The organism is Campylobacter sp. CFSAN093249 (assembly GCF_011067895.1).
Classification (GTDB): Bacteria; Campylobacterota; Campylobacteria; order Campylobacterales; family Campylobacteraceae; genus Campylobacter_D; species Campylobacter_D jejuni.
Genome location: NZ_JAAMWM010000002.1, coordinates 174,590 through 189,985, shown reverse-complemented (window position 1 = coordinate 189,985; position 15,396 = coordinate 174,590). Strand labels below are relative to the sequence as shown.

12 protein-coding genes are annotated in these 15,396 nt (G+C 31.4%); 7 read left to right on the top strand and 5 right to left on the bottom strand.

What is annotated here, in order from left to right:
• Window positions 1-124: 124 nt before the first annotated feature.
• From FBF10_RS01905 to FBF10_RS01895, 3 genes are all read right to left on the bottom strand, one after another.
• Window positions 125-1,132 (bottom strand): type II asparaginase, encoded by a 1,008-nt coding sequence (locus FBF10_RS01905; RefSeq protein ID WP_255005614.1) that lies wholly within the window; start codon window positions 1,130-1,132, stop codon window positions 125-127.
• A gap of 83 nt (window positions 1,133-1,215) precedes the next feature.
• Entirely contained in the window at window positions 1,216-2,787 is a 1,572-nt protein-coding gene (recJ, locus tag FBF10_RS01900) for a single-stranded-DNA-specific exonuclease RecJ (RefSeq protein ID WP_002855578.1), read from the bottom strand.
• A complete protein-coding gene (locus FBF10_RS01895; protein WP_002853102.1) occupies window positions 2,774-4,405 on the bottom strand; it encodes a CTP synthase in 1,632 nt (543 codons plus the stop codon). Before FBF10_RS01895 ends, recJ begins: the two co-directional genes overlap by 14 nt.
• 119 nt (window positions 4,406-4,524) lie before the next feature.
• Here FBF10_RS01895 and thyX point away from each other — a divergent pair, with 119 nt between their 5' ends.
• A complete protein-coding gene (gene thyX / locus FBF10_RS01890; RefSeq protein ID WP_002853111.1) occupies window positions 4,525-5,148 on the top strand; it encodes an FAD-dependent thymidylate synthase in 624 nt (207 codons plus the stop codon).
• Window positions 5,149-5,267: 119 nt separating this feature from the next.
• Window positions 5,268-6,653, top strand: a complete 1,386-nt coding sequence (locus FBF10_RS01885) for a cation:dicarboxylase symporter family transporter (RefSeq protein WP_020246803.1) — start codon at window positions 5,268-5,270, stop codon at window positions 6,651-6,653.
• Window positions 6,654-6,691: 38 nt separating this feature from the next.
• Here the strand turns inward: FBF10_RS01885 and FBF10_RS01880 are convergent, their stop codons facing one another.
• Window positions 6,692-9,061, bottom strand: coding sequence for a ribonucleoside-diphosphate reductase subunit alpha (locus FBF10_RS01880; RefSeq protein WP_002888402.1), 2,370 nt, complete (start codon window positions 9,059-9,061; stop codon window positions 6,692-6,694).
• 15 nt (window positions 9,062-9,076) lie between these two features.
• On the bottom strand, window positions 9,077-10,405 hold the full coding sequence (gene purB, locus FBF10_RS01875; RefSeq protein WP_002888399.1) for an adenylosuccinate lyase: 1,329 nt from the start codon (window positions 10,403-10,405) through the stop codon (window positions 9,077-9,079).
• Between the two features lie 77 nt (window positions 10,406-10,482).
• On the opposite strand from purB, the gene FBF10_RS01870 reads away from it, so the two are divergent.
• The 5 genes from FBF10_RS01870 to dba all read left to right on the top strand — a co-directional run bounded on the left by FBF10_RS01870 (window position 10,483) and on the right by dba (window position 15,395).
• Window positions 10,483-11,385 (top strand): RluA family pseudouridine synthase, encoded by a 903-nt coding sequence (locus tag FBF10_RS01870; RefSeq protein WP_020246802.1) that lies wholly within the window; start codon window positions 10,483-10,485, stop codon window positions 11,383-11,385.
• A 112-nt stretch (window positions 11,386-11,497) separates the two neighbouring features.
• Window positions 11,498-12,376 carry a fumarylacetoacetate hydrolase family protein gene (locus FBF10_RS01865; protein WP_002888395.1) on the top strand — a complete coding sequence of 293 codons (879 nt, stop codon included), beginning with the start codon at window positions 11,498-11,500 and terminating at the stop codon, window positions 12,374-12,376.
• A gap of 63 nt (window positions 12,377-12,439) precedes the next feature.
• Complete coding sequence (locus tag FBF10_RS01860) at window positions 12,440-13,354, top strand: cytochrome-c peroxidase (protein WP_002888393.1); 915 nt, start codon at window positions 12,440-12,442, stop codon at window positions 13,352-13,354.
• A complete protein-coding gene (locus FBF10_RS01855) occupies window positions 13,344-15,122 on the top strand; it encodes a methyl-accepting chemotaxis protein (protein WP_002865311.1) in 1,779 nt (592 codons plus the stop codon). The genes FBF10_RS01860 and FBF10_RS01855 overlap by 11 nt, the downstream gene beginning before the upstream one ends.
• A 105-nt stretch (window positions 15,123-15,227) precedes the next feature.
• Complete coding sequence (gene dba / locus FBF10_RS01850; protein WP_002779270.1) at window positions 15,228-15,395, top strand: disulfide bond formation protein Dba; 168 nt, start codon at window positions 15,228-15,230, stop codon at window positions 15,393-15,395.
• The last annotated feature ends 1 nt before the right edge of the window (window position 15,396 follow it).

Sequence of the window (15,396 nt, the reverse complement as noted above, 5' to 3'; positions counted from 1 at the left end):
GGTTTAAAAATGGGGGGGGGTTAAATGATAATAAAAAATACAAGATATAATATACTATTAATAGGATTGAAAGGCTTGACTTAGGGAAGATAAGTTCCCTAAGTTTAGAAATATTTAAAAAATTTTAATATTTTAAAAAATACTCTTGAATTTTTTTAGGATCACTTGTTTTTGTAAGTGCTAATATAAGCAAAACTCTTGCTTTTTGAGGATTTAAATCTTCAGCACTAATAAAACCTAATTTTTCATCTGAATCACTCACAGCAACACAACCTGCTACAACCCTTGAACTTACAACAACCTTAAGCCCTTTTTTTAAAAGCTCTTTTAAAACATCTTTTTGATTTTTGTGTATACTTCCTGCTCCACTTCCTGCAACAACTATGCCCTTAGTTCCATGTTCAAATAAAGCTTTTGCAGCGACACCACTACCATCATTTGAATAGCTATAAAGAATATCTACTTTTGGCAAACTTGTGAGTTTGCTTACATCAAAAGGAGCGTTTTTTGTGTGAGCTTTAGTAACATTATTATAGAAAAAGACTTTACCATCTACTATATAACCCAAATCCCCAAAATCAGGAGAAGAGAAAGCATCAACATTTAAACTATGAGTTTTTACTACGCCTCTAGCGCTTAAAATTTTATCATTTATAGCTACCATAACACCCTTATTCTTAGCTTCTTTATTGGCAACTAATGCCACTGCATTATAAAGATTTTTCGGACCATCCGCACTTATAGCAGTTGATGGACGCATAGCGCCAACTAGAACTACGGGCTTATCACTTTTAATGGTTAAATTTAAAAAATAAGCAGTTTCTTCCATAGTATCAGTACCATGAGTTATCACCACACCGTCTATCCCCTCAGCAAAAAGCTTAGCAATTTTTTTAGCAAGCCTTAACCAAATTTCATCACACATATTTGAACTATCAATATTTGCTATTTGCTCCCAACTAATATCTGCTAAATCTCTAATTTGCGGAACTGCTTTAATTAATACATCTATATCAATGGCTCCGGCCGTATATCCTGTTGTAGCAATAGTGCTATCAATGAAGCCTGCTATCGTTCCGCCTGTTCCTAAAATAGCAATCCTTGATTTAGCTTTTTTCATACATACTCCTATAAAAAGACAACATATAAATAATTTTTTAATCTCTTGTATATTAATTTTTTAATGTTATTAATGCAAATTATAAGTAAAAATTTTTATAAAATCTCTTTAACAACAAACTGTGGAGTTACCATTCCCCTAAATTCATTCTTAGAAATACTTCCAAGCAAAGAAATATTTTGATTCAATTCTGGCTCTTTATCAAAATTAAAAAATAAAGCTTCTATGGTTTTATTTTCCTTAGTTAAAACAAGCTTTAAGTGTTTTTCATCTTTACCTAGAAGTTTTTTATTTTTTACACAAAGATTTTCTAAAACAAAAAAAGGTCGTGGATTTTTATGTCCAAAAGGTTCAAAAGATTCTAAAATTTCAAGCATTTCAAAATCAATTTCGCTAGGTTCTAAGATTCCTAAAATTTCATCTGTATCCAAAAATTCACTTTCAGAAATTTGCGAACATTCTTTTTTGATTTTATTTTTAAATTGTTCAAAATTTTCAGAGTTTAAACTGATTCCAGCAGCACCTTTATGACCACCATAATTGCTTAATATAGAATTTGTCTTGGAAATTAAAGCTAAAATATCAATCTTGCCAACACTTCTTGCGCTGCCTTTTAAGTGTTCTTCATTTTGAGAAAATACAAAAGCAGGTTTATTAAAATGTTTAGCTAAACGACTTGCCACAATCCCTAAAACACCTTCATGCCAATTTAAACCCGATACAACAATACAAGAATCGTTTTCATCGATTTGATTTAAACTATCTTCAAAAAGCTGTTTTTCTTCATCTTTACGACTTTCATTAAAACTAACAATTTGCTCTAGATATTCTAAAGCTTTATTAAAATCTTTAGTGTGTAAAAATTCATAAGAAATACTTGCATCATCCATTCTTCCAGCACTATTTATAAGCGGAGCAATTAAAAATCCTATATTATCAAGAGCAAATTTATCCTTTTGATAATAATGCTTAATAGCCCTAAAAGCAGCCCTTTTAGATTTGTTAATATGATCTATGCCACGCCTTACTAAAGCACGATTTAAATCTCTAAGTTCCATCATATCTGCAACAATTGCAATCGCCAAAAGTTCTAAAAATTTACACATGTCATATTTAAGCTTGCACACCTCTTTTAAAGCCGCTATCAAATACCATGCGACTTGAGCTCCACAAATTTCAATTTCTGGAAAATCACAATCTTTTTGCTTTGGATTGATAATGGCAAAAGCATCAGGTAAAACATCTTGAGGCATATGATGATCAGTGATAATCAAATCTATATTTTTTTCTTTACAGAGTTTGGCTGCTTCAAGAGCAGCTATTCCATTATCTACTGTTATTATTAAATTTACATCAAGTTCGTTGATGATCTCAGCATTTAATCCATATCCATCTTTAAAACGATTCGGAATTCTTATAATATAATCAAAACCTATATCATCGAAAAATTCTGCCATAATAACACAAGAAATGATTCCATCAACATCATAATCTCCTACTATAGCGACTTTCTCATTTTTTTCTACAGCTTCTTTGATGCGATTAGCTGCTTTATATGCATCCTTTAAACAGCATGGCAAAGGCAGATCACAAAGTTTGGTATGCAAATCTTTTTCAAAGCGTGAAGCCAAAATTTTTTTAATTTCATTTTTATTAATTATCTTCATAGTTTATAGCTGCCTTGATAAAACTGCAAATCACAGGATTAACATGCTCAAGTCTTGATGTAAATTCTGGATGAAACTGCACAGCCAAGAAAAAAGGATGACAGTTAAGCTCAACTGCTTCAATCAATCCTTTGCTTTCACCACTTACAATCAAACCGTATTTTTCAAAATCTGCTCTATATTTTGGATTTGCTTCATAGCGATGACGATGGCGTTCTTTTACACTCTTTACTTCATTATAAACCTTAGCCAAAAGGGATTTTTCCTTGATATCACATTTATAAGCCCCTAAACGCATAGTTCCACCTAAAGGAGTTTTTGCAGTACGAATTTGTTTTTCTCCATTTGTATCCATAAATTCATCAATCAAATAAACCACAGGATTTTGGCATTTTTCATTAAATTCACTTGAATTTACATCTTTAAGTTTTAATACATTTCTGGCAAATTCCACCAAAGCAAGCTGCATACCTAAACAAATTCCTAAAAAAGGAATTTTATTTTCTCTTGCGTATTGAATGGCTTTTATCTTACCTTCTACACCACGATATCCAAATCCCCCAGCAACCAAAATTCCACTCACATCTTTAAATACTTCAGAACTTTCCATATTTTCAAGTTTTTCACTATCTACCCATTTTAACTCCACTTTAGTATCTAGGGCTGCACCTGCATGTATAATAGCTTCAGTAAGGCTTTTATAACTTTCTTTTAAATCCACATATTTGCCTACAAAAGCGATTTTAACTTCATTGCTTGGAGCTATAACTCTTTTTACCAAAGAGTCCCAATTTTCCATATTAGGTTTTAAATTTTTCAAATCCAAAATTTCAGCAATAGGGCTTAAAATATCTTGCTTTAAAAAATTAAGTGGAATTTGATAAATACTAGCCGCATCAACACTTTCTATCACGCAATTTTTTTCTACCCCGCAAGAAATAGCAATTTTATCTTTTAAATCTCTATCAAGAGCTTTTTCACTACGACAAATAATCATATCAGGACTAATGCCTATGCGTCTTAACTCGCCTACACTATGTTGAGTTGGCTTTGTTTTTAATTCCCCTGCAGCCTTAATAAAAGGTACTAGAGTAAGATGAATATTCATAGCATTATTTTTACCCACTTCCAAACGCAAAGCACGAATAGCTTCTAAAAAAGGCAAGCCTTCTATATCCCCAACAGTTCCGCCTATTTCAACGATAAGTATATCTTTGCCTTCTCCTGCTTTTTTAATGCGATCTTTGATTTCTCCTACTATATGAGGGATAACTTGAATGGTTTTGCCAAGATATTCTCCACGCCTTTCTTTTTCAATCACACTTTGATAAACCCGTCCTGTAGTGAAGTTATTATCTTGAGATAAACTCTCATCCAAAAAACGCTCATAATGCCCCAAATCAAGATCCGTTTCTGCTCCATCATCAGTTACAAAAACCTCTCCATGCTCAAAAGGACTCATAGTGCCTGGATCAACATTGATATAAGGATCAGCTTTTAAAATACTCACTTTAAGCCCTGAATTTTTTAAAAGTGTTGCGATAGAAGCAGCGGCTATCCCTTTACCCAAAGAACTTAAAACTCCACCTGTTACAAAAATATATTTTGTTTGTTTCATTGATAATAAGCCTTATTTTTTTATCTAATTATAGCTTGATAAAACTTTTTATTTCATTAGAATTTTAAGTAAAAAATGCAAGAATTACAAAAAATATTTTTATCAAAAAAGGAATAAGCATGCAAATCACTTTACTTTTTCACACTCCATTATCTGTTTGTTCTCATGCAACAAGAACTTGTTGGCAAAGCTTTGAAAAAGGCGATTGCGGTGGCGAAAAAGATAAAGAACTTATCGATCGCGTGGGTAATAAATTCAAACACGCTTCAACCTTAGAACATCTAAACTATACTTTTTATATACAAGGAATTTCAAGAGCTTGCTTACAAGAAGTTGCAAGACACCGTCACACTAGTCCTAGTGTAAAAAGCACGCGTTATACCTTAAAAGAACTTCGCAATGAAGCTGAATTTAAAATAGGAGATTTTGAAAATGCAAGCCGTTATCTTGTGCTTTGTGGCAATGAAGAGGTTGATAACGCAAGCATTAAAGCCTTAGAAAATTTACGCACCATTTTACAAAAAAGCATTAGTCTAGATATAGCCAAATATTGCTTACCAGAAAGCTATAAAACCGAACTTACACTAACGATTAATGCAAGAAGTTTACAAAATTTTATATCTTTGCGTAGTTCAAAATCAGCTCTTTGGGAGATTAGAAATTTAGCAAATGCTTTATTTGAAGCCTTACCACAAGAACACAAATTTATATTTGAACATTGCCTACATAAAGATATAGAATAAATCATACTAATTTTATCTTATTTAAAATATTTTTATGCTACCATTTATAAAATCAAGCTTTACGCAAGTATATTTTCATATACCTTGTGCTTGATTATAGTTTCTTATAAGGACTTTTTATGGATAAACAATTTTTTCAAGATTTTCTAATGCTTTCACAAGCTCATACTATAACTACTCTTGCTATGCTTTGTGTTATTTTTTACGCATTAAAAAAAATGCGGGATATAAAAATCAATTTTTCTCTTCGCATGCTATTTGCGCTTTTAATGGGTTTGGGGTTTGGTTTTGCTTTGCAATATTTGGCAAATTTTCCAGATGCTAAAGAAGCAAGTAATATTCTTTGGTATAGCGAAACAAAACATTGGTTTGCATTTGTAAGTTCTGTTTTTGTAGCTTTTATAAAAATGCTGGTTGTTCCTCTTGTAAGCATTTGCATTATAAAAGTAATTATAGAAATTGATAAAAATATCAAAATATCCTCCTTGCTTGGAATAAGTCTTTTTTGGATACTCTTTAGCACAGCCATAGCTGCAACCTTGGGTATATTTTTAGGTTATAGTTTTGATTTAGGAAGTAATTTTGCTATACATGAAGGAAATAAACAAATTCGCGAAATTCAAACTTTTTCAAATATTATACTAGGGCTAATACCTAGCAACATCATTGCAGCTATTAATAAAGAAAATATTATAGCTATTGTCATTTTTTCTTTTTTTATAGGAATTAGTGCTAAAAAAATTTCTAAAAAAGAAGAGTATGAACAAGCCTTTAAAAGTTTTCATAATTTTATCCTAACCTTTTATAATATTATGATGAACATGACTGCTACAGTCATTAGATTTATGCCTTATGCTGTAGTTTGTATGATGGCTAATGTGCTTTTAAGCAATGGTTTTGAAGCTATCAAAACAGCTGGACTTTTTATAATGCTTATTTATATAGCTATGTTAATAATGTTCGGGGTGCATTTTTTACTTCTTGCTTCACAAGGGCTAAACCCTATAAAATATGCAAAAAAAGCATTTCCTGTATGGTTATTTGCATTTAGCTCAAGATCTTCTTTGGGCACTTTGCCTATGACTACTTCAACTTTGCAAAATAAATTTGGAGTTAATTCAGCTATAGCTAATTTTGTAGCATCTATAGGCACAACAACAGGACTTAATGGTTGTGCAGGATATTTTCCAGCTTTAGCGGCAGTTTTTGTAGCTTTTGCTACACATACACATATTGATTTTACATTTGCTTTAATGATAGTTTTGGTAGCTGTTATTGGATCCTTGGGTATAGCTGGGGTACCTGGAAGCGCAACTATGGCGGCTTCTATTATGCTAGCAGGGATTGGATTTGGTAATAACTTTGTCATGCTAAGTTTGATTTTAGCCATAGATCCTATTATAGATATGGCAAGAACAGCAAGCAATGTCTCAGGAGCTATGACTTCGGCACTTTGTACCGCAAAAAATCTCAAAGCTCTAGATAAAGAAATTTACAATTCTTAATCTTTTAAAACCCAATGCTTTTCATTGGGTTTTAGTATTTATTGGCAACCTTCACATTCTATGCTACGATCTGCAACATTGACTTTTTCACTATCAGGGCTTTCGCTTCTTAGATAATAAGTAGATTTTACTCCAAGCTCCCAAGCGAGTTGATAAATTTCATTTAAATATCCCCCACTTGCTTTATCAAGCGATAAAAAGATATTTAAACTCTGCCCTTGATCGATCCATTTACCACGCACAGCAGCAGCCTTTACAAGAATTTTTTGATCAAGTTCGTAGGCTGGAGTATAGTATTGCCAAGTATCAAGGCTTAAATTTGGCACAACAACAGGTATCATACCACTTAAATTTTGTTCAAACCACTTTCTTTTGTAAACAGGTTCTATAGTCTGCGTAGTACCCACCAAGATAGAAATAGAAGAAGTAGGTGCAATGGCCATCAAATAACCATTTCTCATACCATCTTTTTTAACTTTTTCTCTAAGTTTAACCCAGTCGCATTCACTTTGATCAAATAAGCCCTCTCTTAAAGTTAAAGCTTTAGCCTTAGGACTTGCTACATCAATAGGAAAAATCCCCTTGCTCCAATTTGATCCTTCAAAATCTTCATAAGAACCTTTTTCAAGAGCTAAATTTGAACTCGCATTAATAGCCTCAAAGCTAATTTGCTCCATAATCTCATCGATTTTATTTAAATGCTCATCGCTTCCCCAATGAATCTTAGCCTCAGCAAGCATTTGTGCCTCGCCCATAACTCCAAGACCTATGGCACGAGATTTTAAATTTGTATCTTTTACTTTTCTATGAGGATAAAAATTTAAATCAATTACATTATCAAGCATACGAATAGCTGTTGGAACAACACGCTCTATATCTTCTTTAGTATATACTTTGCTAAGATTTATACTTGCTAGATTACAAACGGCTGTTTTTCCATCATTTTTATATTTTTCCACTATATAAACTTTATTACCATCAATGCTATCTAAAGTTGATATTTTTTTGGCTGGTTTTTCATATCCCCCATCGATCACAACCTTTTGCTCTTCATCAAAATGAAGCTCATCTCCATTTTCAAAAACTACTTTAATTTGATAATAATTTGGCTCGGTATTTTGAAAAATTTCAGTACATAAATTTGAACTTCTAATAATTCCTACATGAGCATTTGGATTTGCTCTATTAGCACTATCCTTAAAACATAAAAATGGCAAGCCTGTTTCAAAATAATTTAGCAAAATTTTCTTCCAAAGCTCTTTAGCTTCTACGATTTCTTTGGTAATGCTTTCATCTTTTTCATATTCTTCATAGCGTTTTTCAAAAGCCTCGCCATATAAATCACACAAATCCGCTGTATCTGCAGGATCAAAAAGAGTCCATTTATCATTAGCTCTTACTCTTTTCATAAAAAGATCATTGATCCATAAAGCAGGGAAAAGTTCATGAGCACGGCGTCTTTCTTCACCTGAATTTTTACGCAAATCGATAAAATCACTTATATCCATGTGCCAAGGTTCTATATAAACGGCTATAGCTCCTTTTCTGGTTCCTAGTTGATCTACTGCCACAGCAATATCGTTGGTAATTTTCAAGAAAGGTATAATCCCTCCTGCGGCATTTTTATGCCCATCTATGCTTCCACCCATAGCACGCACTTTAGACCAATCCCAACCTATACCACCACCAAATTTAGAAAGCAAAGCCATTTCTTGGTAAGAATCAAAAATACCTTCAATATTATCAGGGGTTGATCCTATATAACAAGAACTAAGCTGATGGCGCGTTGTTCTTGCATTAGATAAAGTCGGAGTTGCAAGCATGAGTTCAAATTTAGAAATAAGATCGTAAAATTTCTTCGCCCATTCTTGAGGATTAAATTCATTCTGCGCTAAAAACATCGCAATGGCCATAAACATTTGTTGAGGAAGTTCTATAGGCATACCTTTACTATCTTTAATCAAGTATCTATCATATAAAGTTTTAATACCAAGATAAGTAAATTGCATATCGCGTTCAGGTTTAATATAAGCATTTAAATCATCTAAATCATATTTTTCTTTAAGACCAAGTAAAATTCTTCCTTCTTTTTCACCCTTTTGAAAATACTCACGCAAATGATTATAGCGATTCATACCATTAACTTTTTTATATAAATCAAATAAAAAAAGTCTAGCTGCAACAAAGGTCCAATTTGGACAATCAATATCTATCTTATCTACTGCAGTTTTAATTAAAGTTTTTTGAATCTCTTCAGTTGAAATTCCATCACGAAATTGAATCTTTGCATCAAGTTCAAGTTCGCTTAAATTCACACCTTCTAAATCTTTTACAGCATCAGAGGTGCATTTTTTGATCTTAGAAACATCCAATTCTTCTGTACGACCATTTCTTTTAATAACTTTCATTGCCTTCCTTGCTTTTTATTTAAATGTTCTTTTAAAAATTGCATCAACATTTTTTGTATAGTAGTTATAATCGAAACATTTTCTTACATCCTCTTCGCTCAAACTTTTTCTTAAATCTTCATCGCTTAAAAGCGCTAACAAAAACAAACTTTCATTTTTTTCATTGATAGCAGCCTTGCCATTTTGCAAATCTGCCCAAACTTTCATAGCGTTTCTTTGAACTATTTTATAAGCTTCTTCACGGCTAATGCCTTTAAATGGAAGTTCTAAAAGCACCCTCCCTGAAAATACAAGCCCGCCTGTAAGATTTAAATTTTTCATCATATTTTCAGGATAAACCAAAAGCTTATCAATCAAATTTGTAAGACGCATAAGCATAAAATCAGCCGTGATAAAAGCATCAGGCAAAATAAATCTTTCAACACTAGAATGAGATATATCTCTTTCATGCCAAAGTGCAACATTTTCCAAAGCTGGAGTTACAAAAGATCTAAGCACACGACAAAGTCCTGTGATATTTTCACTTAAAACAGGATTTCTTTTATGTGGCATAGCTGAACTTCCTTTTTGTCCTACACTAAAATACTCTTCAGCCTCATAAACTTCAGTTCTTTGAAAATGTCTTATGGCTACAGCGATTTGCTCACAACTTGAAGCTAAAATCGCAATAGCAGAAATAACCTGAGCATAACGATCTCTTTGGATCACTTGATTTGAAACAGGGGCAGCTTTAAGACCTAAATTTTTACAAACTTCTTCTTCAAATTCCAAAGGAGCATGAGCAAAATTTCCCATTGCACCGCTGATTTTTCCATAGCTTATCACTTCTTTTGCATGTTCTAAAAGCTCTTTTGCATGCGAAATTTCATCATACCAAATAGCTAACACCAAACCAAAAGTCATAGGTTCTCCATGAATTCCATGACTTCTTCCTACCATTAAGGTGTTTTTATGCTCCAAAGCACGCTTTTTAATCGCTTCTAAAAGCAAAGAAACATCTTCTAAAATAAGCTCCAAACTCTCTTTTATCTGTAAAGCAACAGCCGTATCTATACAATCAGAACTTGTCATTGCATAATGCACAAAACGACTCTCTTCTCCCAAACTTTCACTTACACTTGTAAGAAAAGCTATAACATCATGTTTTGTGGTTTTTTCTATTTCATCTATTCTTGCAATATCAAATTTTGCATTTTTAAGAATTTTTTCGCAGTCTGTGTCATTAATGAGACCGAGTTTATTCCAAGCTTTTACAGCGGCTAATTCTACTTTTAACCACGCATCGTATTTTGCTTGCATGTCCCATTTTTTAGCCATGATTTCTCTGCTATATCTTTCAACCATCTTTGAAACCTTTTTAGCTATAATTTTATATTTTAAAAAACAGAAATTATATCAAATTATCCTAAGAAAGTTATTAAATGGCCTACATAAAAATAAAACTCTCAAACAATGGAAAAAAGGCGTTTCAAGTCCTTATGGAAAATTTAAAAATTAGCATAAATGAAGCACAAAAACTCATAGACAAAAAAAGACTTTTTTGTGATGGAATTTTAGTAGAAGAAAAGAATAAAATTTTAAATGGTTTAGTAGAGCTTATAGTCTATGAAAACAATCCCAAAGGAGTAGAAATTGTCTTTGAAAATGAAGACTTTGCCATACTTGAAAAAGAAAGTGGGATCTTAAGCCATCCAAATGGTAGACATTGCAAATACAGTCTTAGTGATGAAATTTGGCATCTTTGGGGAAAAGAAGCTTGCGTAGCACACAGGCTCGATAAAGAAACGAGCGGACTTATACTTATAGCCAAAAATAAAAAAGCTCAAATTGATCTTAAAAGCTTGTTTGAAAAAAAACTAGTTCAAAAAGAATACCTTGCTCTAGCTCATGGAAAAATAGAAGAAAATTTTATAGTTGATAAAGCTATAAATTTAACTAAAAACTACGATGATGTAAAAACAAGAATGCAAATTTGCAAAGAAGGAAAACAAGCTATCACTGAATTTGAAATTTTAGAATACTTTCCTAAAATCAACGCTACTCTTTTACTTTGTAAACCCTTAACAGGCAGACAACATCAAATAAGAGTGCATTTACACTATAAAAATCATACCATTTTAGGCGATCCACTTTATGGGCTTAGCAAAGAACAAATCGAAAGTATTTTAGATGAAAAATTAAATCCTAAAGAACGCTTAAAACTTACAGGTGCCTTGCGTTTGTGTTTGCATTCTTATCGTTTGAAATTTCAATATAAAAATCAAAATTTTGATATCAACTCAAAAATAAACATAAAAGAAATTTTCAACAATTCCATAAAATAAAATGATGTTTCACTACGCTACAATCAATCACTTTTTTACCAAATTTTAAAACAAAAAAATAATTCTTGCTAAAACTTTAAGTATAATTAAATAAAAAAGCGAGATTTTCCAAATGAAATTTGTTAATTTTATACAGGGTCAAAAACCAGGTCTAGGAGTGCTAAATTCTAGTGGAAAAATTGTAAGTTTTGATGATCTTGGCATTGAAACTAACGATATGAATGAATTTATTATCCATTTTGATAAATTTAAACACAAGCTTACAGACTTGGATTCTAAAATAGCCTATGAAATTCCACAAGAAAATTATCTAGCCCCTATTATAGAACCTCGCCAAGATATTATATGTCTTGGGATTAATTTTTTAGATCATGCCAAAGAATCTGCCAAATTTAAGGGTGAAAAATTTGAAGAAAGAGAATATCCTGTATATTTTGGAAAACGCTGCAATCAAGCTACGCCACCTTTTGGCGATATACCTTTACATGCAGATGTAACTTCTCAGCTTGATTATGAATGTGAGCTTGCATTTATTTTAAGTAAAGATGCTTATAAAATCAAAGCTAAAGATGCAAAAGATTATATCTTTGGCTATACTATTATCAATGAAATTTCAGCTCGCGAACTTCAAAAACGCCACAAACAATTCTACCGAGCAAAAAGTCTTGAAGGTGGCACTATAATGGGACCTTATATCACAAGCGTAGATGAAATTTCTTATCCTCCTAAACTCCAACTTCAAAGCTATGTCAATGATGAACTACGCCAAAACTCTAACACTCAATTGTTTATTTTTGATATTGCTTATGTCTTAGAAGAACTTAGTGCAGGCATGCTTTTAAAAGCTGGAAGTATTATATCTATGGGAACTCCTAGTGGAGTAGGTATGGGGTTAAATCCACCTACTTTTTTAAAATCAGGAGATAAAGTACGCTGTGTAATAGAAAATTTAGGAGAACTTTGTAATAAAATAAAAAATATCAATTATTAAATAATTTACTAAAATTATACTATAATGGCATTTTAAAAACTTAAATTAAGGCAGAAATTTATCATGAAAAAAATAATAATGATTTTATGTTTATCTTATGCAAATATAGTCTTTGCAGTAGATATGATAACCCCTATTCCAAATTCCATCTCTTATGATAAAGAAAAAGCTAAACTTGGAAAAAGTCTTTATATGGATAAAAGTTTATCTAAAGATGGAAAAGTTTCATGCAATACTTGCCATAGGCTTGATCAACACGGTGTTGATGGGCTTGAATTTTCAATAGGAGTTGATAATCAACTCGATAAACCCTTTAACACTCCTACAACCTTTAATTCTGTGTTTAATTTTGTGCAATTTTGGAATGGCAGAGCTAAAGATTTAACAGAACAAGCTATGGGACCTTTTTTCAATCCAAAAGAAATGGGGCTAAGTCCTGAACTTCTTTTACAAAAAGTTAATTCAAATGAAAATTATGTAAAAACTTTTAAAAAACTTTATGGAGAAGTTACGGTAGAAAACATAGCTCTTGCAATCGCCGAATTTGAAAAAACCTTGATCACCCCAAATTCTCCTTTTGATCGCTATCTTAGCGGGGATCAAAATGCTATTTCAGCTCAAGCTAAAAAAGGTTACGAAGATTTTAAAGCTAATGGCTGCATCTCTTGTCATCAAGGTCAAAATATAGGTGGGAATATGTTTCAAAAAATCGGTATTTTTGAAGAATACCCAAACCAAGAAGATTTAGGGCGCTATGAAATCACAAAAAGAGAAGCTGATAAAATGGTATTTAAAGTTCCTAGTCTTAGAAATATAGCCAAAACCGCACCTTATTTTCATGATGGATCTATACCTACTTTAGATGCTTGTGTTCAGTTTATGGCTTACTATCAACTAGGAAAATTTTTAGATCAAGAAACAGTTGACAATATAGTTGCATTCTTAGAAAGCTTAACAGGAGAATATCATGACAAATAAAAAAAGTTCATTTTTGATAAAATTTATTATTTTATCTACACTAGTTTTAGCTTTCATTCTTGTTTTATTAGGTATTATTTTTAATAACTATTCTTCATCTAAAGATAATAAAGAATTGATAAACATAGTTCAACAACTAGAAATTTCAGATGAAAAAATCAATTCTGTTTTTCAAAATAGTTTTAATTTTATCAACTACGATCCAAGTGTTCAAGCAATAAAAAAAATGCAAGAAAACTTTACAAAACTTAAAACTTTTGGGATTGACATAAACAAAGCAGAAGAAATTTTTAATGCCAAATTAATCCAGCTTAATTATTTTAAATCCGCAAATTCCATAGCAGTAAATTCAAAACTTTATTTATTTGAACTAGCTAAAAATTATTTTGAAGAATTGGAACAAAACCATGAAACAAATAAAAACAACTATAAAACAATGAGTTCTATGTTAAGCGTTCTTTCAACTGAAAATATTTTACAAAAAACAACACTAAATCAACTCAACAATCTTATGAAAGAAATCAAAAATGATACAAAAAGTGAAAATTTACAACTTTTTTTAAAACACTATAACATGATTGTAAAGCAAATTTCTATTATGCAAGATAATTCTTCTATTTATGAGAATAATTCTCTCATGAAAGAGTTAAAACAACTTAACACTTTTACCCAAAATACTATAGAACAATCTAATTTATTTAAATTTTATATCGCTTTAGCAGTATTTGGAATTACTCTTGTATTATTTGTATTTTTTATTTTATTAACACTAAAAAAAGTCATCATGCCAATTCATACTTTAGAAAAACTAAGCGCTAATTTAGCTAGCAAAGAAGCCAATCTACACTCTCGTTTAAATATAGATCCAAAAAGTGAGCTTGGACAAAGTGCTCAATATATTAATTCATTTATTTCCACCGTTCAAAACTCAATCATAGAAGCCATAGAAAATGCTAAATCAAGTCATCAAAATTCACAAAAACTCAAAAACAACTCTATGATGCTTGAAAACAGCTCTAATTCGCAACATGAACAAATTCAAGGAGTTAAAGAAATCACTCATGTTTTAGATGATCATATCAATCTTGCGGGAAATTTAGCACAAGAAAGTATAGAAAATATGCAAGATATGCACATACTAATGGATAAAGTAGAACTTACTCTATCTGAACTTGTAAATTTAATAAATGAAAACAATGAAAAAGAACAAAATATAGTAGCCAATATGGACAATCTAACCCAAAGTGCGGATAATATTATAGAAATCACAAACTCCATTAAAGACATAGCTGATCAAACTAATTTACTTGCCCTAAATGCAGCTATTGAAGCTGCAAGAGCAGGCGAACATGGGCGTGGATTTGCTGTTGTAGCCGATGAAGTTGGACAGCTTGCTGATAAAACAAGTAAATCTCTTTTAAACATCAATGCTACTGTTAATACTATAGTCCAACAAATCAATGACAACAAAGCCTTAATGGATCTTATCCATGATTCCATGAAAGAAACCTCTTCAAAAACCAATGATTTACAACAAGAACTTGTAAATTCTATGCATAAATTGGAAAGCTCTATAGAATCAACCCAAACCATGAAAGATAAAAGCATGGAAGTAAAAGATAAAATGCTTATCTTAGGAACAAATATAGATAAAGTTAACGAACTTGCAAATTCTGTTAAAGATTTATCATGTGAAATCAATAATATCTCTCAAAATGTTCTAAATGGTGCCTCTAAACTCTCCGAAAAATTAAGTAGCTTTCAGTAACTTTTTTCACGTTAATTTAACTTAACGTGAAATTTCAATAAAAATTTTATTTTTAATTTATGTTTTTCAAGTAAAATTAGCAGTTTTTATTTCAAAGGAGATACTATGGAGTTTCTTGAACTTTTATTAGTTTTAATCGCCTTGATACTGATTATCAAAAAACCAGAAAAAGAAAATTTGGCTTTTGGTTTGGTAATGGTAGCTTGGCTTTTAATGGTTTTTTTCTATGTTGGCCACAAAACAGGCGCACTATTAACAATAATGAATCTGTAAG